This is a genomic window from Halarchaeum nitratireducens, assembly GCF_017874695.1.
In the GTDB taxonomy this organism is placed as follows: Archaea; Halobacteriota; Halobacteria; order Halobacteriales; family Halobacteriaceae; genus Halarchaeum; species Halarchaeum nitratireducens.
In genome coordinates this window covers 19,792-36,290 of record NZ_JAGIKY010000012.1, presented here as the reverse complement: position 1 = coordinate 36,290, position 16,499 = coordinate 19,792, and the positions used below count along the sequence as shown (strand labels likewise).

The 16,499-nt window shown below is 71.8% G+C and carries 14 protein-coding genes and 1 pseudogene; 6 read left to right on the top strand and 9 right to left on the bottom strand.

Annotation, left to right across the window (positions count from 1 at the left end; all coding sequences use genetic code 11):
• The first annotated feature begins 308 nt into the window (after positions 1-308).
• Positions 309-1,527: pseudogene (locus J2754_RS11800) on the top strand (anion permease).
• Here the strand turns inward: J2754_RS11800 and J2754_RS11795 are convergent.
• The 4 genes from J2754_RS11795 to J2754_RS11780 all read right to left on the bottom strand — a co-directional run bounded on the left by J2754_RS11795 (position 1,528) and on the right by J2754_RS11780 (position 6,398).
• Positions 1,528-1,851, bottom strand: coding sequence for a hypothetical protein (locus tag J2754_RS11795; protein ID WP_188878314.1), 324 nt, complete (start codon positions 1,849-1,851; stop codon positions 1,528-1,530).
• Positions 1,852-2,092: 241 nt separating this feature from the next.
• Positions 2,093-3,598 carry an oligosaccharide flippase family protein gene (locus tag J2754_RS11790; protein ID WP_188878313.1) on the bottom strand — a complete coding sequence of 502 codons (1,506 nt, stop codon included), beginning with the start codon at positions 3,596-3,598 and terminating at the stop codon, positions 2,093-2,095.
• On the bottom strand, positions 3,595-5,349 hold the full coding sequence (locus J2754_RS11785; protein WP_188878312.1) for a glycosyltransferase family 2 protein: 1,755 nt from the start codon (positions 5,347-5,349) through the stop codon (positions 3,595-3,597). The genes J2754_RS11790 and J2754_RS11785 overlap by 4 nt, the downstream gene beginning before the upstream one ends.
• A complete protein-coding gene (locus J2754_RS11780; protein WP_211087552.1) occupies positions 5,346-6,398 on the bottom strand; it encodes a DUF1616 domain-containing protein in 1,053 nt (350 codons plus the stop codon). The genes J2754_RS11785 and J2754_RS11780 overlap by 4 nt, the downstream gene beginning before the upstream one ends.
• 164 nt (positions 6,399-6,562) lie before the next feature.
• Between J2754_RS11780 and J2754_RS11775 the strand changes: the two genes are divergently transcribed.
• The gene (locus J2754_RS11775) at positions 6,563-7,198 is read left to right on the top strand and encodes a DUF7982 domain-containing protein (protein ID WP_211087551.1); all 636 of its coding nucleotides are present in this window, start codon (positions 6,563-6,565) and stop codon (positions 7,196-7,198) included.
• 19 nt (positions 7,199-7,217) lie between these two features.
• Here J2754_RS11775 and J2754_RS11770 read toward each other — a convergent pair whose 3' ends face one another.
• A complete protein-coding gene (locus J2754_RS11770; protein WP_211087550.1) occupies positions 7,218-7,508 on the bottom strand; it encodes a DUF8044 family membrane protein in 291 nt (96 codons plus the stop codon).
• An 85-nt stretch (positions 7,509-7,593) separates the two neighbouring features.
• Between J2754_RS11770 and J2754_RS11765 the strand changes: the two genes are divergently transcribed.
• Together J2754_RS11765 and J2754_RS11760 are read left to right on the top strand one after the other, a co-directional pair.
• Entirely contained in the window at positions 7,594-8,151 is a 558-nt protein-coding gene (locus J2754_RS11765) for a metal-dependent hydrolase (RefSeq protein ID WP_211087549.1), read from the top strand.
• Between the two features lie 30 nt (positions 8,152-8,181).
• The gene (locus J2754_RS11760; protein WP_188878306.1) at positions 8,182-9,096 is read left to right on the top strand and encodes an NAD-dependent epimerase/dehydratase family protein; all 915 of its coding nucleotides are present in this window, start codon (positions 8,182-8,184) and stop codon (positions 9,094-9,096) included.
• Here the strand turns inward: J2754_RS11760 and glmM are convergent.
• Positions 9,093-10,424 (bottom strand): phosphoglucosamine mutase, encoded by a 1,332-nt coding sequence (gene glmM, locus J2754_RS11755; RefSeq protein ID WP_211087548.1) that lies wholly within the window; start codon positions 10,422-10,424, stop codon positions 9,093-9,095. The two genes, J2754_RS11760 and glmM, sit on opposite strands and share 4 nt — an antisense overlap.
• A gap of 81 nt (positions 10,425-10,505) precedes the next feature.
• Here glmM and J2754_RS11750 point away from each other — a divergent pair, with 81 nt between their 5' ends.
• Positions 10,506-12,518 carry a hypothetical protein gene (locus tag J2754_RS11750; protein ID WP_211087547.1) on the top strand — a complete coding sequence of 671 codons (2,013 nt, stop codon included), beginning with the start codon at positions 10,506-10,508 and terminating at the stop codon, positions 12,516-12,518.
• Here the strand turns inward: J2754_RS11750 and J2754_RS11745 are convergent.
• From J2754_RS11745 to J2754_RS11735, 3 genes are all read right to left on the bottom strand, one after another.
• Entirely contained in the window at positions 12,515-13,273 is a 759-nt protein-coding gene (locus tag J2754_RS11745) for a glycosyltransferase family 2 protein (protein ID WP_211087546.1), read from the bottom strand. The genes J2754_RS11750 and J2754_RS11745 overlap by 4 nt on opposite strands.
• A gap of 150 nt (positions 13,274-13,423) precedes the next feature.
• Positions 13,424-14,428, bottom strand: a complete 1,005-nt coding sequence (locus J2754_RS11740; protein ID WP_188878302.1) for a glycosyltransferase family 2 protein — start codon at positions 14,426-14,428, stop codon at positions 13,424-13,426.
• Positions 14,425-15,630, bottom strand: coding sequence for a glycosyltransferase (locus J2754_RS11735; protein ID WP_188878301.1), 1,206 nt, complete (start codon positions 15,628-15,630; stop codon positions 14,425-14,427). Before J2754_RS11735 ends, J2754_RS11740 begins: the two co-directional genes overlap by 4 nt.
• Before the next feature lie 82 nt (positions 15,631-15,712).
• On the opposite strand from J2754_RS11735, the gene J2754_RS11730 reads away from it, so the two are divergent.
• Complete coding sequence (locus tag J2754_RS11730) at positions 15,713-16,492, top strand: polysaccharide deacetylase family protein (RefSeq protein WP_188878299.1); 780 nt, start codon at positions 15,713-15,715, stop codon at positions 16,490-16,492.
• The last annotated feature ends 7 nt before the right edge of the window (positions 16,493-16,499 follow it).

The following is a 16,499-nucleotide window of genomic DNA, read 5'->3' as shown; positions in this document are numbered from 1 at the left end:
GGGACCTCCCTCCGCTCATGCCGGGTATCTATCGCTTCGTCGTGGGTCGGGCGGGGGCTACTGCCCGTGCCGAGAAATCAATGTTAACGAACACGGAGAATGTGCTGTTTACGCCCCCACCGTCTGGATCCGGACATCATATGAACCGCATCACACATCGAAAATACCATTATCTTGACATCACTCGTATGTGATTCCGACACATTAATCCGATCCATGACGCGGTTTTAGGAACATGACAGTATACGGTTTTATTCGGTCGTACTTGAGTAGCATCTACCAGAGACTGAGTCTGGGTCGTTGAACACATGGCATCTGTAGCGCTTGTTCTCGCGGTTGCGCTGTTCGCGGCACTGTTCATGTCGTTCACAGTCGGGGCGAACAGTAACTCAGCCCCCGTGGCACCCGCCGTTAGTGCGAACGCGCTCTCAGTCCTCCGAGCGGCCCTCTTAGTCGGAGTCGTGGCCGGACTCGGCGCAATCCTCCAAGGAGGCAGTATCTCCGAAACGATCGGCAAAGACCTCGTGACGGGCGTGACGATTACGCCGCTTGCGGCAGCAGCAGCGTTACTTACTGCAGCGACACTCATCACGATCGGGAACACCTACGGATATCCGATTCCGTCAGCATTCACCGTCACGGGAGCGATGGTCGGCGCGGGTATCGCACTCGGAGGTGGGTTCGCCGTTCACGAGTATGTCGTCATTCTCGGGTTCTGGTTCGCGATTCCTCTCGTCGAGAGTGTCCTCGCGTACGGACTCGCGCGTGGCCTTCAGAGCGAATCCATACCCGAAGTCATCGGAATTCCCGTTCTCGGCGGAGCGGTCGGATACACGCTAGCTAACATCCAGCTCACCGTGATTCCGACAGCGAGCGGCGCACAGGGATCAGTCGCCCGATACCTCGCTACCGCGTATCACCTGCTCCCGACAGCCGTTGGTGGATCCTACACGCTCGGGATGGTCGCCGTGAGCGTCGCGTGCGGCCTCCTCGCACTCGTCGGGACACGTGCGCTGTTGTACCGCGACGAGGCGGCGGGTATCAATCAGTTTCTGATCGTGTTGGGTCTCGTCGTCGTGTTTACGAGCGGTGGCACGCAGGTCGGGCTCGCAACCGGGCCGCTCGAAACGGTCTTCGAAACGGATCTTCAGCTTCCGTCAGCCTACTTGCTCGCGCTCGGTGGTGGCGGGGATACTCCTCGGGGCGTGGATCAGAGGGCCACGACTCGTGCAGGCCGTCTCGAACGAGTACGCCTCACTCGGGCCGCGACGATCAATCGCTGCCCTGATACCCGCGTTTCTGATCGCCCAACTCGCCATCGTTCTAGGGATCCCCATCTCATTCAACAAGGTGATGATCGCCAGCATCGTCGGCAGCGGCCTCGCCACGCGCTCGTCTGGAGGAAGTGGTGTCTCACCCCGAAAAGTCGGCGTCACGATCGTATCGTGGGTTGGGTCAATGGTGGGTGCGGGTATCATCAGCTACGGACTATACGACCTACTGAACGCCGCTTCCGGCATGGGCTAGTCAGGAGACGACGTGATCGATGATCGCTTCCTCCGCGGCTCGAGTCTTCATCTCCTCCCACGTTTCGAACGCCGTCGTGACAGCGATGTACTCATTGAGTTGGTCACGAGGAGCACCCTCTAGGTCGCTCGCATCGTCAAGAGCCAATGGACTCTGCGCGCAGAACGTGTCGAAGGACTCGAATTCGGTGTGGTTGCGCATGAACTGCGGCGAAAAGAATACCTCCGACTGGACTTGTGTCCCTGTTTGCAACTCGCCAATTCGATCGACCGCGTCCCGAATCCTACTCTCGAGATCCTCCAGTCCGACGACCTGAAGGTCCATAGCAGACGTCTTTCCTCAATGCGCCTAAAGGCCACGGCCCCGCCGTGCGCTCCACCCTCACACGGCGGCGAGGCGGTCTCGGACGTCGCTCGCGTCGCGGGGCTCCTCGTGACGGATCGCGGCGCGGTCCCGGCCCGCCGGGCCCGACGATACCGACTCGGACGTACGACACGCCGCGCCCGGCGACGTAGTAAGGAGTCGACGACCGGCGCGGGCGGACGAGTGACCGGCGGACGTGCGCTCACACGGCGCTGCGGAGCACCGCGCGCGTCTGCTCGCGCAGCGACGGATCGGCGAGGACGACGCCGAGGTAGACGACGCCGCCGAGCGCGACGAGCGCCCCGAGGCCGATCGGCGTGGTGGGATCGACGACGCGTTCGGCGCCGAGCAGCGTGACGCCCATGGCGACGGCGGCGAGCGCGCACCAGCCGAGGTCGTGCGTGTTGGCACGCAGCGGTGTGAGTCGGGCAAGCGAGGCCCCGACGATCAGCGTGTGAACGACGACGGCGCTCGCGGTGGCGGCGGCGGCGCCGACAAGGCCGTAGCGCGGCACGAGTGCGAGGTTGAGCGCGACGTTCAGCGTCGCGGAGACGACGGTGGCGACGGCGCCCGCACGCGGGTGATCGAACGCGCGGACGGCGGCGTCGAGGACGACGTTCACGGCGGTGACGAGCTTCTCGGCGGCGAGGACGACGAACGCCAGCGCGGCGACGACGTACTCGGGGCCGAAGACGACGCCGAGGATCTCGCGACCGAGGAGGAAGACGCCGACGGCCGCGGGGATCACGAAGAACAGCGAGGCGGTGAGCGCGCTCCCGATCGTGTCGCGGGCGCGCTCGTGTTCGCCGCGGGTGTGCCACGCGCTCAGCTGCGCGAAGACGGTGTTCGAGACGGCGTTCGTCACGAGGAGGAGCATGGTCGTGACGCGCCACGCGAGCTCGTAGGCCGCGACGAACGCCGGCGCGAGGACGTAGCCGACGACGAGGACGTCCATCGTGTTGTAGACGTACCCTCCGAGCGCGCTGATCCCGTTGTACTTGGCGTAGCGGACGAGCGAGCGGAACTGCGCGCGGCCGGGGCGCGCGGGCCGCGTCGAGACGCGCGCCGCACCCAGGGCGCAGAGGACGAGATAGCTGCCGATGAAAGCGTAGACGAGCGCGCGGACGCCGTAGTCGAGTCCGACGAGGGTGACCGCGACGGCGACGTAGACGACGAGGCGAGCGAAGGAGAGGAGCGCGGTCTCGGCGACGCGGAGCTCCGCGCGGAGGACGTGGAGGGTGAGTAGGCCGAACTCGTAGACGAGGACCCCGGCGACGAGCGCGCCGGTGAGCGGCGCGCCGACGTAGCCGTCGATGACGGGCGCGAGAGGGTAGGCGAGCAGGACGAACGGACACAGCAGGGTGAGCTTGAGAACGAGGGCGGCGCCGAGGATCGCGCCGGGGTGTTCGCCCTCGCTGACGCGCTTTTCGACGGCGTCGCGGAGGCCGAAGTCGGCGACGGTGGCGACGGTGCTCAGGACGGCGTCGAAGAGGAAGAAGACCCCGAGCGCGCTCGCGCCGAGCACCCACGCGAAGTAGACGGTGCCCGCGAAGCCGACGAGCGCGCTCAGCGCCTCGACGGCCGTGAGGAGGACGCCGGCACGGGCGAAGTCGACCTGTCTGGCTTCGGGGACGACGACGCCGAGTGCGGGCGAGCGCGGGGCGAGCGAGTCGTGGTCGTCGCCGTCCGCGTCGCTCGCTCCGTTCATTCGCGCTCGCGGAGCGACGGGTGCGTGTTGATCGTGTGGACGAGCACCGCGGTGAACAACAGGAGGACGCCGAGGACAGTCGAGGCGCTCACGGCGACGGTGAGGCCGATGGGGACGGACCCGGTCGTGACGAAGCGCTGGACGTCGAGGACACCGAGGAGCGCGCCGAGGAGGACGCACATCGCGCCCGGGAGGCCGATGAGCACCATCGGACGGGTGCGTTCGAGGAGCCCGGCGAGGTTCCGCAGGAGCCCGAGTCCGTGTTCGAGCACGCCCTCGGTGCTCGTTCCCTCGAGGTCGTAGCGGATCGTCGTCGGCACCTCCGCGAACGTGTAGCGCTCGCGTTCGAGCGCGTAGAGGATGTCGGTGCTCGCCCACATGCCGTCGCCGATGTCGCGCGTCTCGGCGAGGGTGCGAACCGCCTCAAGCGTGTACGCCCGATATCCGCTCTGGGTGTCTCGCACCCACTCGTGCGGGAGGAAACGACCCATGCTGAGGTTCGTGAGGAGGTTCACCGTCCCGAGGCCGATCGCTCGGACGAACGGCATCTCGGTCGTCGCGCCGGCCATGAACCGATTGCCGACGACGACGTCCGCGCGGCCGTCGCGCTGGGCGGCGACGAGCGACGGGGCGTCCGCGGGGTCGTGCTGGCCGTCGGCGTCGAGCGTGACCGTGTACGCCGCGCCGCGGCGGGCGGCCTCGCGGAAGATCGTCTTCAGCGCGCCGCCGTACCCCCGGTTCCGGGCGTGCTCGACGACCGCCGCGCCGGCCTCGCGGGCGCGTTCCGCGGTGTCGTCTCCGCCGCCGTCGACGACGACGAGCACCTGATCGGCGTAGCGGCGGGCCTCGCGAACCACGTCGCCGATGGTCGCTTCGGCGCGGTAGGCGGGAATGGCGACGAGCACGTCGGGGCCGTCGGCGGGACGGGCGCTGCGCTCCGGGACGGCGCGGACCTCCCAGCCGTTCGCGGCGAACGCATCGAGCGTCCGGGCGTAGTCGATCCGGGGGCACGCGAGTGGCTGGTGGACGATGCCGGGGTGGCCGGCGGTGCGGGCCGTGGCGGCGAGCGCGCGCTCCCGAGCGCGTTCGGCCGGTTCGTCCTCGCTCGGCGTCGCGGGATCGACGAGGATCGCGCCGAGCTGCGTCGCGAACCGGGCGACCTCCGCGTCGGCGCCGTCGTGCGTGACGTAGACGCCGAAGCCGCGCGCGTGCGCTCGGAGGATCGTCCGGTAGACCGCGTCGGCGTGATCGTCGGTGGCGATCACGCCGATCGCGGGCATGTCGGTCCCGTCCTGAGCGGCCCGGACGCCGGCGACGACCGGCCCGTCGACAACGCTCGGCTCGCGCACGACGTCGGCGTCCGCGGGGCCGACGAGGGCGAGGGCGCGCCAGTCGCCGTCGGCGTTGGACCAGCGGACCGTGGGGTCGAAGACCGCACCGGTGGACGCGCCGACGTGTGCGATTTCGGCGACGGGAAGCGCGTGCTCGTCGGGCACGCCGCCGTCGAGCGCGTAGTGGAGCGCGGTCGTCTCGCCCGGCGCGAGCGCGAGAGTGGCCTCGAGTCGGCCGCCGAGGAGTTCCGTTTCAGTGGTCGCGGCGAGTCGCCGCTCGGGCGGGAGACGGTCGACGATCCGCGCGACGACGGGGTTCGCCGCCGTCGAGCGGACGACGAGGCGGACGAGGGGGCGGGTGACGCCGTCGGTGATCACCGACTTCTCGACCGTCACGTCGGCCGCGATCGGCCCCGTCACGCCGTCACCCCCGTCGGCGGCACGGGCGTCGGGGTCCGCGTCCCGTCGGGCCTGTTCGCCGCCGTCAGCGTGATCGCGTTCGTCCCCGCGCTCGCCGCCGCGTCGGTGCCCCCGACCGCGACCCAGCGGTGGAGTTCGGCGTCGGCGTTCGCCACGGTCGGATCGGCGGGGACGCCGCCGCGGTAGACGAGGAAGACGAGTCGGGCGTTCGACGCGGGCTGAGTCGGTCTGACGGGGACCACCACGACCGCGGTCGAGTCGGCGTCGACCGATCGCGTCTGTCGCCCGACGACCTCCCGACTCCGCGGATCGGGGAGCGTCGCGTCGTCCGTGGCGTTCGGAGCGTACGTCTCGAGGGCGGCGACGACGGTCGCGTTCGCGGGCTCCGAGTCGGGGTTCGAGACGGCGACGCGATAGGGGGCGGTCGCGTCGGCGGTGAGCGTGCGGGCGTCGCTCCCGTTCGCGGGCGCGAGGAGCGCCGCGCTCGTCGGTCCCGGGTCCGCGGCGTTCGCGTCCGCGTAGACGACGCCGCCGGTCGCGACGAGCGCGACGACGCACGCGCCCGTGAGCACGGCGTCGGTTCGCGTCCCGTGGCTCCACGTGCCGAGACGCGACAGCGCGGCGCTCGGATCGACGCCGAAGGCGTCCGTGCGCCGCCGGCGGCGGTTCCACGCGGTCCCGAGGAGCACGGCGACGAGCGCGCTCACGCCCGCGGCGACCGGGAGCGCGGCGAAGCGACCGAGGAGGGCGAGCGGGAGGGAGACCGCCGCGACGACGGCGGCGCTCCCGCCCAGCGAGAGGACGAGTCGCCCGAGCGCCGACAGCCGCGGATCGTCCGGCCCCTCCGTGACGGACGCGCCGAGCGAGACCGCACGGCCGGGATAGCACGCCGCGACGAACGCGTAGCCGGGCGCGAGGAGGAGGACCGGGAGCGTAAGGGGGCGAAGCGGCGCGAGCGCGGGGACGAACGCGAGCGCGGGGACGAGCGCGGACGCGGCGGCGACGCAGAGGAGGTCACCGTCCGTTGATCCGTCCCCGCGTTCGAACATACCGAGAGCAGTCGACGCGCGGGGGCAAAAGTCCGCCGGTCACGGCGACTCCGGGCGGATCGACCCGCGCCCGTCCGGCAACAGCTAAGCCGCCGGCCGCCGTCGGGGCGACGTGTGACTCGGCGACGGAACGCGGACGGCCGCGAGCACGGGAGGGACGAACGGTGAGCGGCCGGTATCGACGGGGGGCGCTCGCGGCGCTGTTCGGCGTCTGCTGTCTCACGATCGCCGTCGAGCTGCCGGCGTTTCGGCCCCCGACGGGTGGCTGGCGCGCCGACGTGCTCGTCGTCGGCGGCGTCGCGTTCGTCGCCGGCGTCCTCGATATCGTGCTCACGCCCGGCGGCGCCGTCCCGCGATCGGTCCCGGCCGCGATGCAGGCCGCCCGGAACGCGGACGTCAGCGAGCGCATCGACGACGACGCGACGCCGCGATACGCGTCGAGCGACGGTGGCGTTCGACTGCTCGTCGACGGCGCGACGCTCTCGCCCGTCGGCGTACATCTGCTCGCGGCGATCGAGCGCGATCCCATCGGGGGCGCGACGGCCCCGGAGACCGTGACGGCGCGCCTCGCGGACGTCGCTACCGGACGGTTCGAGCTCGCGGGAGACGTGCGTCCGGTCGAGACGGACGGCGTCGCCGCCGTCGTCGTCACCGACGCGATCGGCGATCCGGCGGCCGTCGACGCGCCCGTCGCGTCGCTGCTCGCGGTCGGATTGGTCCGCGGCCGCGACGAGGCGCTGACCGTCGACGCCGAGGCCGAGGCCGACGGGCGCGTTCGGCTGACGTACCGCTCCGAGTAGCGCGAGCGGCGATGAGGAACTACGAGTAGGCGAGCGACGGGTCGAGCGTCCGGGCGACCGTCGCGACGTGCGTCGCCCCGAGGACGACGACGAGGAGCGCGCCGAGCAGGAGGATCCAGCGGAGGCGCGCGCGCCACGGCGGGCGAGCGTACACGGGCGCCGTGAACTCGGCCGCGAGGAGGAGCGCGAGCAGCGACGCCACGACCGCCACCGGGAGCGTGAGGGCGTCGCCGAGCGCGAGCGCGCCGAGCGCGACGAGCGTCAACGCGGCGTGCTGGCGGACGAGGCGGCGCTGTCGCGGCGTCGGCATCGATCCGACGGTGGGGCGGCGGCGGCTTAATACCCGCCGGTACCGATGGCACGCGTTATGTCGGCGGCCGTAGTAGTGTCGAGCGATGTGGCCGTGGGCACACCTCGGACTCGCGTACGTCGCCTACCTGCTCGTGCGACCGCGGGCGTGGTGGCGCGCGGACCGGCTGACGCTCGGTGCGCTCGTGCTCGGCACGCAGCTCCCCGATCTGATCGACAAGCCAGCCGCGTGGGTGTTCGGCGTCCTCCCCTCTGGGCGTTCGCTCGCCCACTCGCTCGTCTTCGTCCTGCCGTTGCTCCTGATCGTCGCGGTCGTCTGCCGGCGGCGCGCGCGCCGGGAGGCCGGCGTCGCGTTCGGCTTCGGCGTCCTCTCCCACCTCGTACTCGACGCCCTCGGGCCGTTCCTCGCCGGCGACTACGGCGAGCTCGGCTTCCTGCTGTGGCCGCTGACGCCGCCGCCGCCCTACGACGAACCGGGGAACCTCGGCGAGCTACTCACGGCCGTGCTCGGCACGCAGTTCTCGCCGGCGTTCGCGCTCCAGCTCGCCGTCGGCGCGCTCCTCGGAACGGTCTTCTGCTACCACGTGTGGCGCGCCGGCAGCGCGGGCACCGGCGACGACCCCGGGCGCCGGCGTCGGCGATAGGGATTTCCCGGCCGGCGTCGAACGCGCCGTATGGCTCGACTCTCAGAGGCGACGGCGCTCGTGACCGGCGGCGCGGGATTCGTCGGCGGCCACCTCGCGCACGCCCTCGGCGAGCGCGGCGCGACGGTCCGCGTCCTCGACGACTGCTCGACCGGCACGCGCGAGCGCGTCCCCGCCGACGCGACGTTCGTCGAGGGCGACGTGCGCGACGACGCCGCGGTCCGCGAGGCGATGGCGGGCGTCGACGTCGTCTTCCACGAGGCCGCGATCGTCAGCGTCGAGCGCTCCGTCGAGGACCCCGAGGCGACGCACGCGGTGAACGTCGACGCGACGCTCGGCGTGCTCGACGCCGCGCGCGAGGTCGGTGCGCGCGTCGTCTTCGCCTCTAGCGCGGCGATCTACGGCGCGCCCGAGACGACCCCCGTTCCCGAGGACGCGGCGAAGGAACCGAGCTCGCCGTATGGCCTCGAAAAGCTCTCCGCCGACCACTACTGCCGGCTCTACGCCGACCTCTACGGCGTCGAGACGGTCGCGCTGCGCTACTTCAACGTCTACGGGCCGGGTCAGCGCGGCGGCCCGTACAGCGGCGTCATCACGACGTTCGCCGAGCAGGCCCGCGCGGGCGGTCCGATCACAGTGCAGGGCGACGGCACGCAGACGCGCGACTTCGTCCACGTCTCCGACGTCGTGCGCGCGAACCTCGCGGCCGCGACGACCGACGAGACCGGCGCGGCGTACAACGTCGGGACGGGGCGAGCAGTCGAGATCCGCGAGCTCGCCGCGCTGATCCGCGATCGCGTCGCGCCCGAGGCCGAAGTCGTCAACGGTGACGCCCGCCCGGGCGACATCCGCGCCAGCGTCGCCGACGTCTCGAAGGCCCGCGCGGAGCTCGGGTTCGAGGCCGAGACGGCGCTGGCTGACGGGCTCGATGCCCTGCTCGGTTAGGCCGCCGCTTCGAGGAGCGCGCGCGCCTCCTCGAAGGCCTCGTCCGCGCGGGCGTCGTCACGGGCCTCGGCGGTGACGCGGACGATGGGCTCCGTTCCGCTCGGACGGAGGAGGAACCACGCGTCGCCGAGATCGACGCGAACGCCGTCGAGCGTGTCCACGTCGTCGTAGGCCTCGCGCACCGTGTCGTGCAACCGCTCCATGACGTCGAGTTTGTCCGCGACCTCCCGGCTCGCTCGCCGGATGGGGTACGACGGGAAGGCGGCGACGCGCTCCGCGAGTCCGGGTCCGTCGGCGACGAGCTCGACGAGCTTCGCGGCGGCGAGCGGGCCGTCCGGGCAGAGGGTGTCGTCGGGGAAGATCCACGCGCCGCTCGGTTCGCCGCCGAACGCGGCGTCCTCGGCGACGGCGCGCTCGGCCACGTGGACGTCGCCGACCTCGGTGTAGACGACGTCCGCGCCGACGTCCGCGAGCGCGTCGGCGACGAGCATGCTAGTGTCGACCGGGACGGCGACGCGGTCGCCGGCGTCGGCGAGCGCCGCGGCGAAGACGGCGAGGAGGGCGTCGCCGGAGACGAAGTCGCCGTCGGCCGTGACGGCCATCATCCGGTCGGCGTCGCCGTCGTGCGCGAGCCCGAGGTCGGCGTCCGTGGCCGCGACGAGGTCGCAGAGGGACTCGCAGTTCGCGGCCGTCGGCTCGCTCGGCCGGCCGGGAAAGCGCCCGTCCGGCTGGGCGTTCAGCGTCTCGACGTCGCAGCCGAGTTCGACGAGCGCGTCGACGGACGCGGCGCCCGCGCCGTTACCGAGGTCGACAACGACGCTCGGGGCGTCCGCGGGGTCGATGGTCACCGAGTCGGTGATGGCCGCGACGTGGCGCTCGCGCGCGTCCGAACGCTCACGGCGCGCGCCCGTCTCGTCCCACGCGGCGAGGTCGTACTCCTCCGCGATGAGGCGCTCGACGACGGCGTCCTGCATCGCGCCGTCGAAGGCCTGTCCGGAGGGCTGCCAGCATTTCAGCCCGTTGTACGCGGGCGGGTTGTGCGAGGCCGTCACGGCGACGCCGGCGTCCGCGTCGTGCCACGCGACGGCTCGCGCGACCGTCGGCGTCGCGGCCGGCCCGAGGTCGACGACGTCACAGCCGCACTCGGCGAGGCCGGCGGCGAGCGCGTCCGCGAGCACGGTGCCGCTCGGTCGCGGATCGCGCCCCACGACGACCGTCTCCGCGTCCGCCGCGAGCGCGCGCCCGACGTGTAACGCGAGGTCGGCCGTGACGTCCTCGCCGACGCGCCCGCGGATCCCGCTCGTACCGAAGTAGCTCCGTCGTTCCATGGCTCGACCAACGCGACCCCGGGTGGTAACGGTTTCCCGGCCACCGGCAGGGTTTTGCGCTCGCCCGCGGTGGGTCGTGGTATGCCGACGCGTCGCCGTCTCGTGTTCGCGCTCGCCGTCCTGGCGTGCTGCGTCGTCGTCGGGCTCCTCGCCGCGCTCGCCGCGCTGGACGTCCTGCAGCCGCCGACGGCGATCCGCTCGACGTACGCGCTCGCCGGTGCCGTCATCGCGCTCGTCGCCTACGCCGCGACGGGAGGCGAGCGCGAGCGGCGCGCGTTCCTCCCCGCCTCCGTCGCGTCGAAGCTCGTCGTCGTCGGCGGAGCGGGATCGATTATCGCCACGGTCGAGCTCGGCTCGCGGCTCCTCCCCGTCGTCGCGTTCCTCCTCGTCGCGTACGTGCTCGTCGCCGACCAGCTCGCGGCCGACGACCCCGACCCCGGCCCGACGCTGCTCGCGCTCACGACCACCTTCGCCGTCCCCGTCATCGCCAAGTACCTCACGACCGGGTTCTACTTCGGCGGGACGGACGTCTTCGCGCACGTCGCCGCGCTCGATCGCCTGCTCTCGACGGGACGCAGCGCCCTCCTCCCCTACGGCTACGACCTCTTCCCCGTCTTCCACCTGTTCACCGGTACCGTGACGTTCGTCACCGGCTTCGTCCCGTACGACGCGATCGTCCTCACCGGCGTCCTCACGTACGCGGCGCTCGTGCCCGTGACGTACCTCGTCGGCGTCCGCCTGCTCGGCGACCGGCGGATCGCGCTCTGCTGCGCCGCGGCGTTCACGATACTCGACCTCCCGGCGTACGACGCGCTCTACTTCTTCCCGCAGTCGTTCGCGCTGGCGCTGCTCGCAGTCGGCTTCTACGCCGTCCTCGCGCGGCGTGCGGTCGGTCACACGGCCCGTCGGCGCGAACACGCCGCCTACGCGCTCGCCCTCGTCCCGACGCTCGTCCTCGCACACCACCTCACGTACGTCCTGCTCGTCGGCGTCGTCGTCGCGGTCGCCGGCGTCTCGGTTCTCCGCGGCGTCCTCGCGGGCCGCCTCGGGTGGGACGCGCTGGCGACGCGGCCGTGGGAGTGGGCGCGCCTCCGGTGGACGTTCCCGATCGTCCTCGGTCTGCTCTGCGTCTTCGCCTACCTCGTCTACTCGCCGAGCCTGATGCTCTACGCGATCGTCGCCATCGCCGCGCAGGTGCTCGGGGACGCGGTGAGCGCGGCGTCGTCGGTCGTCTTCAGCTACGGGGCGACGCTCCCGTCGGACTCGGTCGGGCGCGCGCTCGCGTGGCTGGCCACGCCGGTCGGGGTCTACGCGTCGCTCACCACCGCCGTCCTCCTGCTCGGCGGCTACGAGTTCCTCGAACGCACCGAGACGTACGCTCGCGGCGCGAGCGTCGTCGCCACGGCGTTCGTTCTCGCCACCGTCCTCCTCCCGCTCCCCGTGGCGCTCCCGCAGGGCGAGCGCATCCAGTTCGTCGTCGTCCTGCTCGCCGTCTTCCCGATCGGGCTCGGCCTCGCGCGCCTCCTCCGGGCCCGGCCTCGCTACCGCGTCGTCCTGGTCGCCGCCGTCGTCCTCGTCGCGGCGTTCGGAAGCGCGGGCGCGTTCACCAGATCGAGCGCCGACGATCTCGATGGTCCACCCGTCTACGTCGAACAGCGGGGCGCGCAGGTGGCGATGAGCGACGCCGAGTACGCGGCCGTCGGCGACGTCGCGGCCTACCTCGCGGACACGAACGGAACGGCGGCCGCGGATGTCGTGATGCGGCGCGCGCTCGCGTCCGTTCAGGGCCCACCGGATGCGCGACCGCGCGTCGGCGCGCTGAACGCCACCGCCCGTGGCCTAACCGCGCCCGCGCCCACCGACCGCGTTATCGTCCGTGACGCGTGGACGCGACACTTCGTCCCGACGGCGGAGAGCGACGTCGCCGTCTCCGCGCAGCTCCAGTGGTACACGGTCTCCGAGGAGCGCTATCGGCACGCCCTCGCCACGCGCGACGTCGTCTTCAGTAGCGACGGCGTCCACGTCGTGGAGACGCGCGAGGGCGACGCGCTCTTCGGCAACGGGACCGCGCCGACCGCGGGTCGGCCCGACTAGAACGGCAGGTACGTCCGGGCGAGCGCCGCGAGCGTGTGAGGGTGGAGGCTGATTCGGAGCGCCCGCAGGTAGTACGTCCGCGCGCGCCGAGCGTCGCCGTCCGCCGCGTGCGCCCGCCCGACGTCCGTGTACAGCTGCGTGTAGTAGATCGGGAGGTAGGGCTGGGCTTCGGGGACGCGTTCGCTCACCCGGTAGACGAAGCGCTTGGACTGCGCGAGGTACTCCTCGACGGCCATCCCGCGCGCGGTGACGCTGTCGGCGTGCTCGCGGTGCGCGAAGAGATCCGGGCGCAGACAGACGCCGGCCTGCGTCGCGGCCGTCAGGACGTAGAGGAGGTCTTCGCCGCGTTCGAGATCGTCGTCGAAGCGCGCATCGACCCGCGCGGTGTCGACGAGCACCGAGGACATGAGAGAGGTGAGATCGCCGACGAAGACGTCGTAGACGAAATCGTCCATCGTGCGGGGGTCGCCCTCGACGCAGAGGCCGGCGTCCGCCTCGCGCATCGCGTCGAGTTGGCGGACGAGCTTGTCGTCGGCCCACGTGTCGTCGGCGTCGAGGAACGCGACGTGGCGATGGCTGGCCCGATCCAGTCCCTCGTTGCGCGCGGCCGCGGGACCGTCGTCGCCCCTGACGACGAGGGGTTCGGTCTCGACGGCCTGCGCCTCCACCGAGGCCGTCGCCTCCTCCAGCATCCACTCGGGGGTGTACTGCTCGCTGTACGGGATCACGACGGAGACGGGCGGGTAGTCGGACATGGGCGTTCGGGTGAGGGGAGGACGGGACGCCACTTAGTCGCTCGCACCCGCCGCGCTCGTCGTCTTCGCTCCCGGGGCGCTCGCCCTCCTCAGGCCGTTCCATCCGGTCTCTCGTCGCCTCTCGCCGGAGGTCGACGGCGAGGGTGGAGCTTACGTGCGGAGCGCGACCCGCGCTCCGACGCACGTCCACCACGCGAGGCGCAGGAGGTCGCCGGGGCGAGCGAGCACGCCGGGGTCGAGGTAGCTGAGCGCGTCCCGAAAGCGGCCCTCGTGGAGATAGTGGCCGACGAGACCCATGCGGTGGATCCGCGCGACGTCGATGCCGCGCCCTTCGAGGTCGGCGACGAGGTCGGCGTTGCGTTCGAGATACCGACGGTCGTTGCGGGCGTAGGCGTCCGGGGGCGCGTCGCCGGTGTCGTGGACGACCGCGAGGGGCTCGGCGACGTGCGCGAGCTTCCCGCGCGCGAGCAGGCGGAGGACGAGGTCCCAGTCCTCGTAGATGGAGAGCCCCTCGTCGAAGGCGAGACCGTCGAGGGCGTCGCGGGCGACGAGGAGCGTCGAACCGGGGCCCATGAAGACGCGCATCGTGAGGAGCGATTCGGCGAGCTCGCGCCCGCCCTCGCGGGGCGCGCCGGCGCGAAAGACCCGCTCGGAGACGAGGGCGGCGAGGCGCGCGCCGAGGCCGCCTCCGACGGTCGCGTAGTCGCAGTAGACGCCGATCCAGTCGGCTCCCTTCGCGTCGAGGACGGCGAGCTGGCGATCGAGCTTCCGGGGGAGCCACTCGTCGTCCGAGTCGAGGAAGGCGACGTAGTCGCCCCGGGCCGCGTCGACGCCCGTGTTACGCGCGGCGCTCACGCCGCGGTTCGTCTCGTGGGCGACGTAGCGCACCCGCGGGTCGTCGTACGCGCGGACGACCGACTCGGTGTCGTCCGGCGACCCGTCGTCCACGACGATCACTTCGAGAGCCGTCACCGTCTGCGCGAGCGCGCCGTCGATGGCCCGCGGCAGGACGTCCGCGCGCCGGTAGGCGGGGATGACGACGCTGACGCGCGGCGGCTCGGCGGTGGCGTCGTCGCCGCCGTCGCGTTCGATCGAGCCCCGCCGGCCGCCGCGCGCGTCGTCGCCCTCTCGCGTGTCCGACCGCCGGTCGCTCATTCCCCGATCACCGCGCGATGGATCTCGCGGAGGCGGTCGGCGTGGCGCTCCCACGTCCAGTCGTTCGCCAGCAGGCGCTCGTGGCCGCGCTCGCCCATCGCGCGCAGGCCCTCGGGCGAGTCGAGGAGGGCGTCGATGGCGTCCGCGAGCGCGTCCGCGTCGCGCGGCGGGACGAGGATCCCCGTCTCGCCGTCCGCGACCATCTCGGGGACGCCGCCGACGGTCGTCCCGAGGATCGGCGTCTTCGCCGCCATCGCCTCGTACATGACGGTCGGGCGCGCCTCCGTGTGGCTCGGGTGGACGAGCAGGTCGGCGGCGACGTGCCAGCGCCGCACCGCGACGGGATCCAGCCGCCAGAAGGCGTGCGTGCCGTGGTCCATCTCGCCGAGCTCGTTCACGAACCACCAGCGGAGGTCGCCGTCGTGGCCGATCGCCGCGAGGAAGACGTCGGTCCGGTCGAGCTCGTGCAGTGCGGCGACGAGCTCGCGCACGCCCTTCGCTTCCTCGAAGCGCCCGACGTAGAGGAGGACCTCGGTATCCGGATCGAGGCCGAGCTCGCGCCGGATGGCGTCGCGTCTGTCCGTCGGGAACTTCGAGGGGTCCTCACCGATCGGCACCGTCTCCACCTTCGCCTCGGGCGCGAAGCGCCGCGCGACGCCCGCGAGCTCGTCGCTGACCGTGAGCACGCGGCTCGCGTAGTCGATCGTCTCGCGGATCTTCGCCTGCACGTCGTCGTTGAACGCGTCGTAGTTTCGCAGGTCCCCGGCGTGCGTCATCGCCACCAGGGGGACGTCGTGGTCCCGGCAGTAGTCGAGCGCGCCGTAGCTGTCGAGGTAGACGCCGCAGGTGTGGACGACGTCGTGGGGCGTCTCGAAGGTCTCCGGGACGAAGGCGGCGAGACGCCGACGCATCGAGTTCCCCGAGACCTGATAGAAGCGCGATTTCGGGAGCGCGTAGAGATAGCGTGGGTAGTGGACGCGGTAGCGCCCCCACCGTTCGGTCCGCGGGACGTGTCGGTACTCCGAGTACGGCCCGACCGGCGGCGCGATCGGCGAGGGGGAGACGACGTCGAGGTCGACGCCCGCCTCGCAGAGCGCGTCGAGCGAGCGGTGGTTGAACGGCGTCCGAACCGGATGGACGTGGCTCGGATGCTCGGCGGCGACGGCGAGCGCACGGTAGTCCGGGGGGGCGTCCGCGGGCATACCGATAGGTCGCTCACGCGGGGGTTAACGCTTCCGGGGGTCGGGGAGGAAACGATTACCCGTGTCGATGCGTACCGAGGGTATGATCGGAGACGTGGTCGCGGCCGGGAAAGCGGCGTCGTGGCGGCTCTGCGCGGCGTTCGACGCGTACCTACACGTGGGGACGCCGGGGACGCGGAACGCGGTGATGATGTACCACTCCCTCGACGGCGAGGAGGGGAACGCGGCCGGCCGACGCTTCGACCCGGAGGCGCTCCGGGCACAGCTCGCGTGGCTCGACGCGCGCTACGAGTTCGTCGACCTCCCCGCGGTCCTCGACGCGGGAACGACGCCGCGCGTCGCGCTCACCTTCGACGACGGCTACCGGGACTTTCGCACCCACGCGCTCCCCGTCCTCCGCGAGTTCGACGCGCCCGCGACGGTGTTCGTCATCGCCGACCGGGTGGGCGGCCTGAGCGACAACGGCGTCCCGTACCTCGACGCCGACGACGTCGCGGCGCTCGGCGACGCTGAGCGCATCACCGTCGGCAACCACACGCGAACGCACGCCCACCTCGACCGCCTCGATCCGGACGCGGTCCGCGACGAGGTCGTCGGCGCGAAGGAGCGCTTGGAATCGCGTTTCGGCCTCGACGTGACGCGCTTTTGCTATCCGTACGGCGACCACTCGCCGACCGCCGTCGACGTCGTCCGCGAATCGCACGACTACGCGACGGCGGGCGACGGGCTCGTCGGCCGGCGGGCCGATCCGGCGCTGCTCCCGCGGATCGACGGCGCGCAACCGCCGTCGGTCGTCCGCTGGGAGCTCACCGGGGCCGCCGAGCGCCTTCGGCGCGCGGTTCGGGGCGAAGGGTTATCGTGACGGGCGG

Coding starts and splice junctions, on each gene's coding strand:
- glmM (WP_211087548.1), bottom strand. CDS start 10,424: ATGGAACGACGGAGCTACTTCGGTACGAGCGGGATCCGCGGGCGCGTC.
- J2754_RS11760 (WP_188878306.1), top strand. CDS start 8,182: ATGGCTCGACTCTCAGAGGCGACGGCGCTCGTGACCGGCGGCGCGGGA.
- J2754_RS11765 (WP_211087549.1), top strand. CDS start 7,594: ATGTGGCCGTGGGCACACCTCGGACTCGCGTACGTCGCCTACCTGCTC.
- J2754_RS11750 (WP_211087547.1), top strand. CDS start 10,506: ATGCCGACGCGTCGCCGTCTCGTGTTCGCGCTCGCCGTCCTGGCGTGC.
- J2754_RS11770 (WP_211087550.1), bottom strand. CDS start 7,508: ATGCCGACGCCGCGACAGCGCCGCCTCGTCCGCCAGCACGCCGCGTTG.
- J2754_RS11780 (WP_211087552.1), bottom strand. CDS start 6,398: ATGTTCGAACGCGGGGACGGATCAACGGACGGTGACCTCCTCTGCGTC.
- J2754_RS11730 (WP_188878299.1), top strand. CDS start 15,713: ATGATCGGAGACGTGGTCGCGGCCGGGAAAGCGGCGTCGTGGCGGCTC.
- J2754_RS11740 (WP_188878302.1), bottom strand. CDS start 14,428: ATGAGCGACCGGCGGTCGGACACGCGAGAGGGCGACGACGCGCGCGGC.
- J2754_RS11795 (WP_188878314.1), bottom strand. CDS start 1,851: ATGGACCTTCAGGTCGTCGGACTGGAGGATCTCGAGAGTAGGATTCGG.
- J2754_RS11790 (WP_188878313.1), bottom strand. CDS start 3,598: ATGAACGGAGCGAGCGACGCGGACGGCGACGACCACGACTCGCTCGCC.
- J2754_RS11735 (WP_188878301.1), bottom strand. CDS start 15,630: ATGCCCGCGGACGCCCCCCCGGACTACCGTGCGCTCGCCGTCGCCGCC.
- J2754_RS11745 (WP_211087546.1), bottom strand. CDS start 13,273: ATGTCCGACTACCCGCCCGTCTCCGTCGTGATCCCGTACAGCGAGCAG.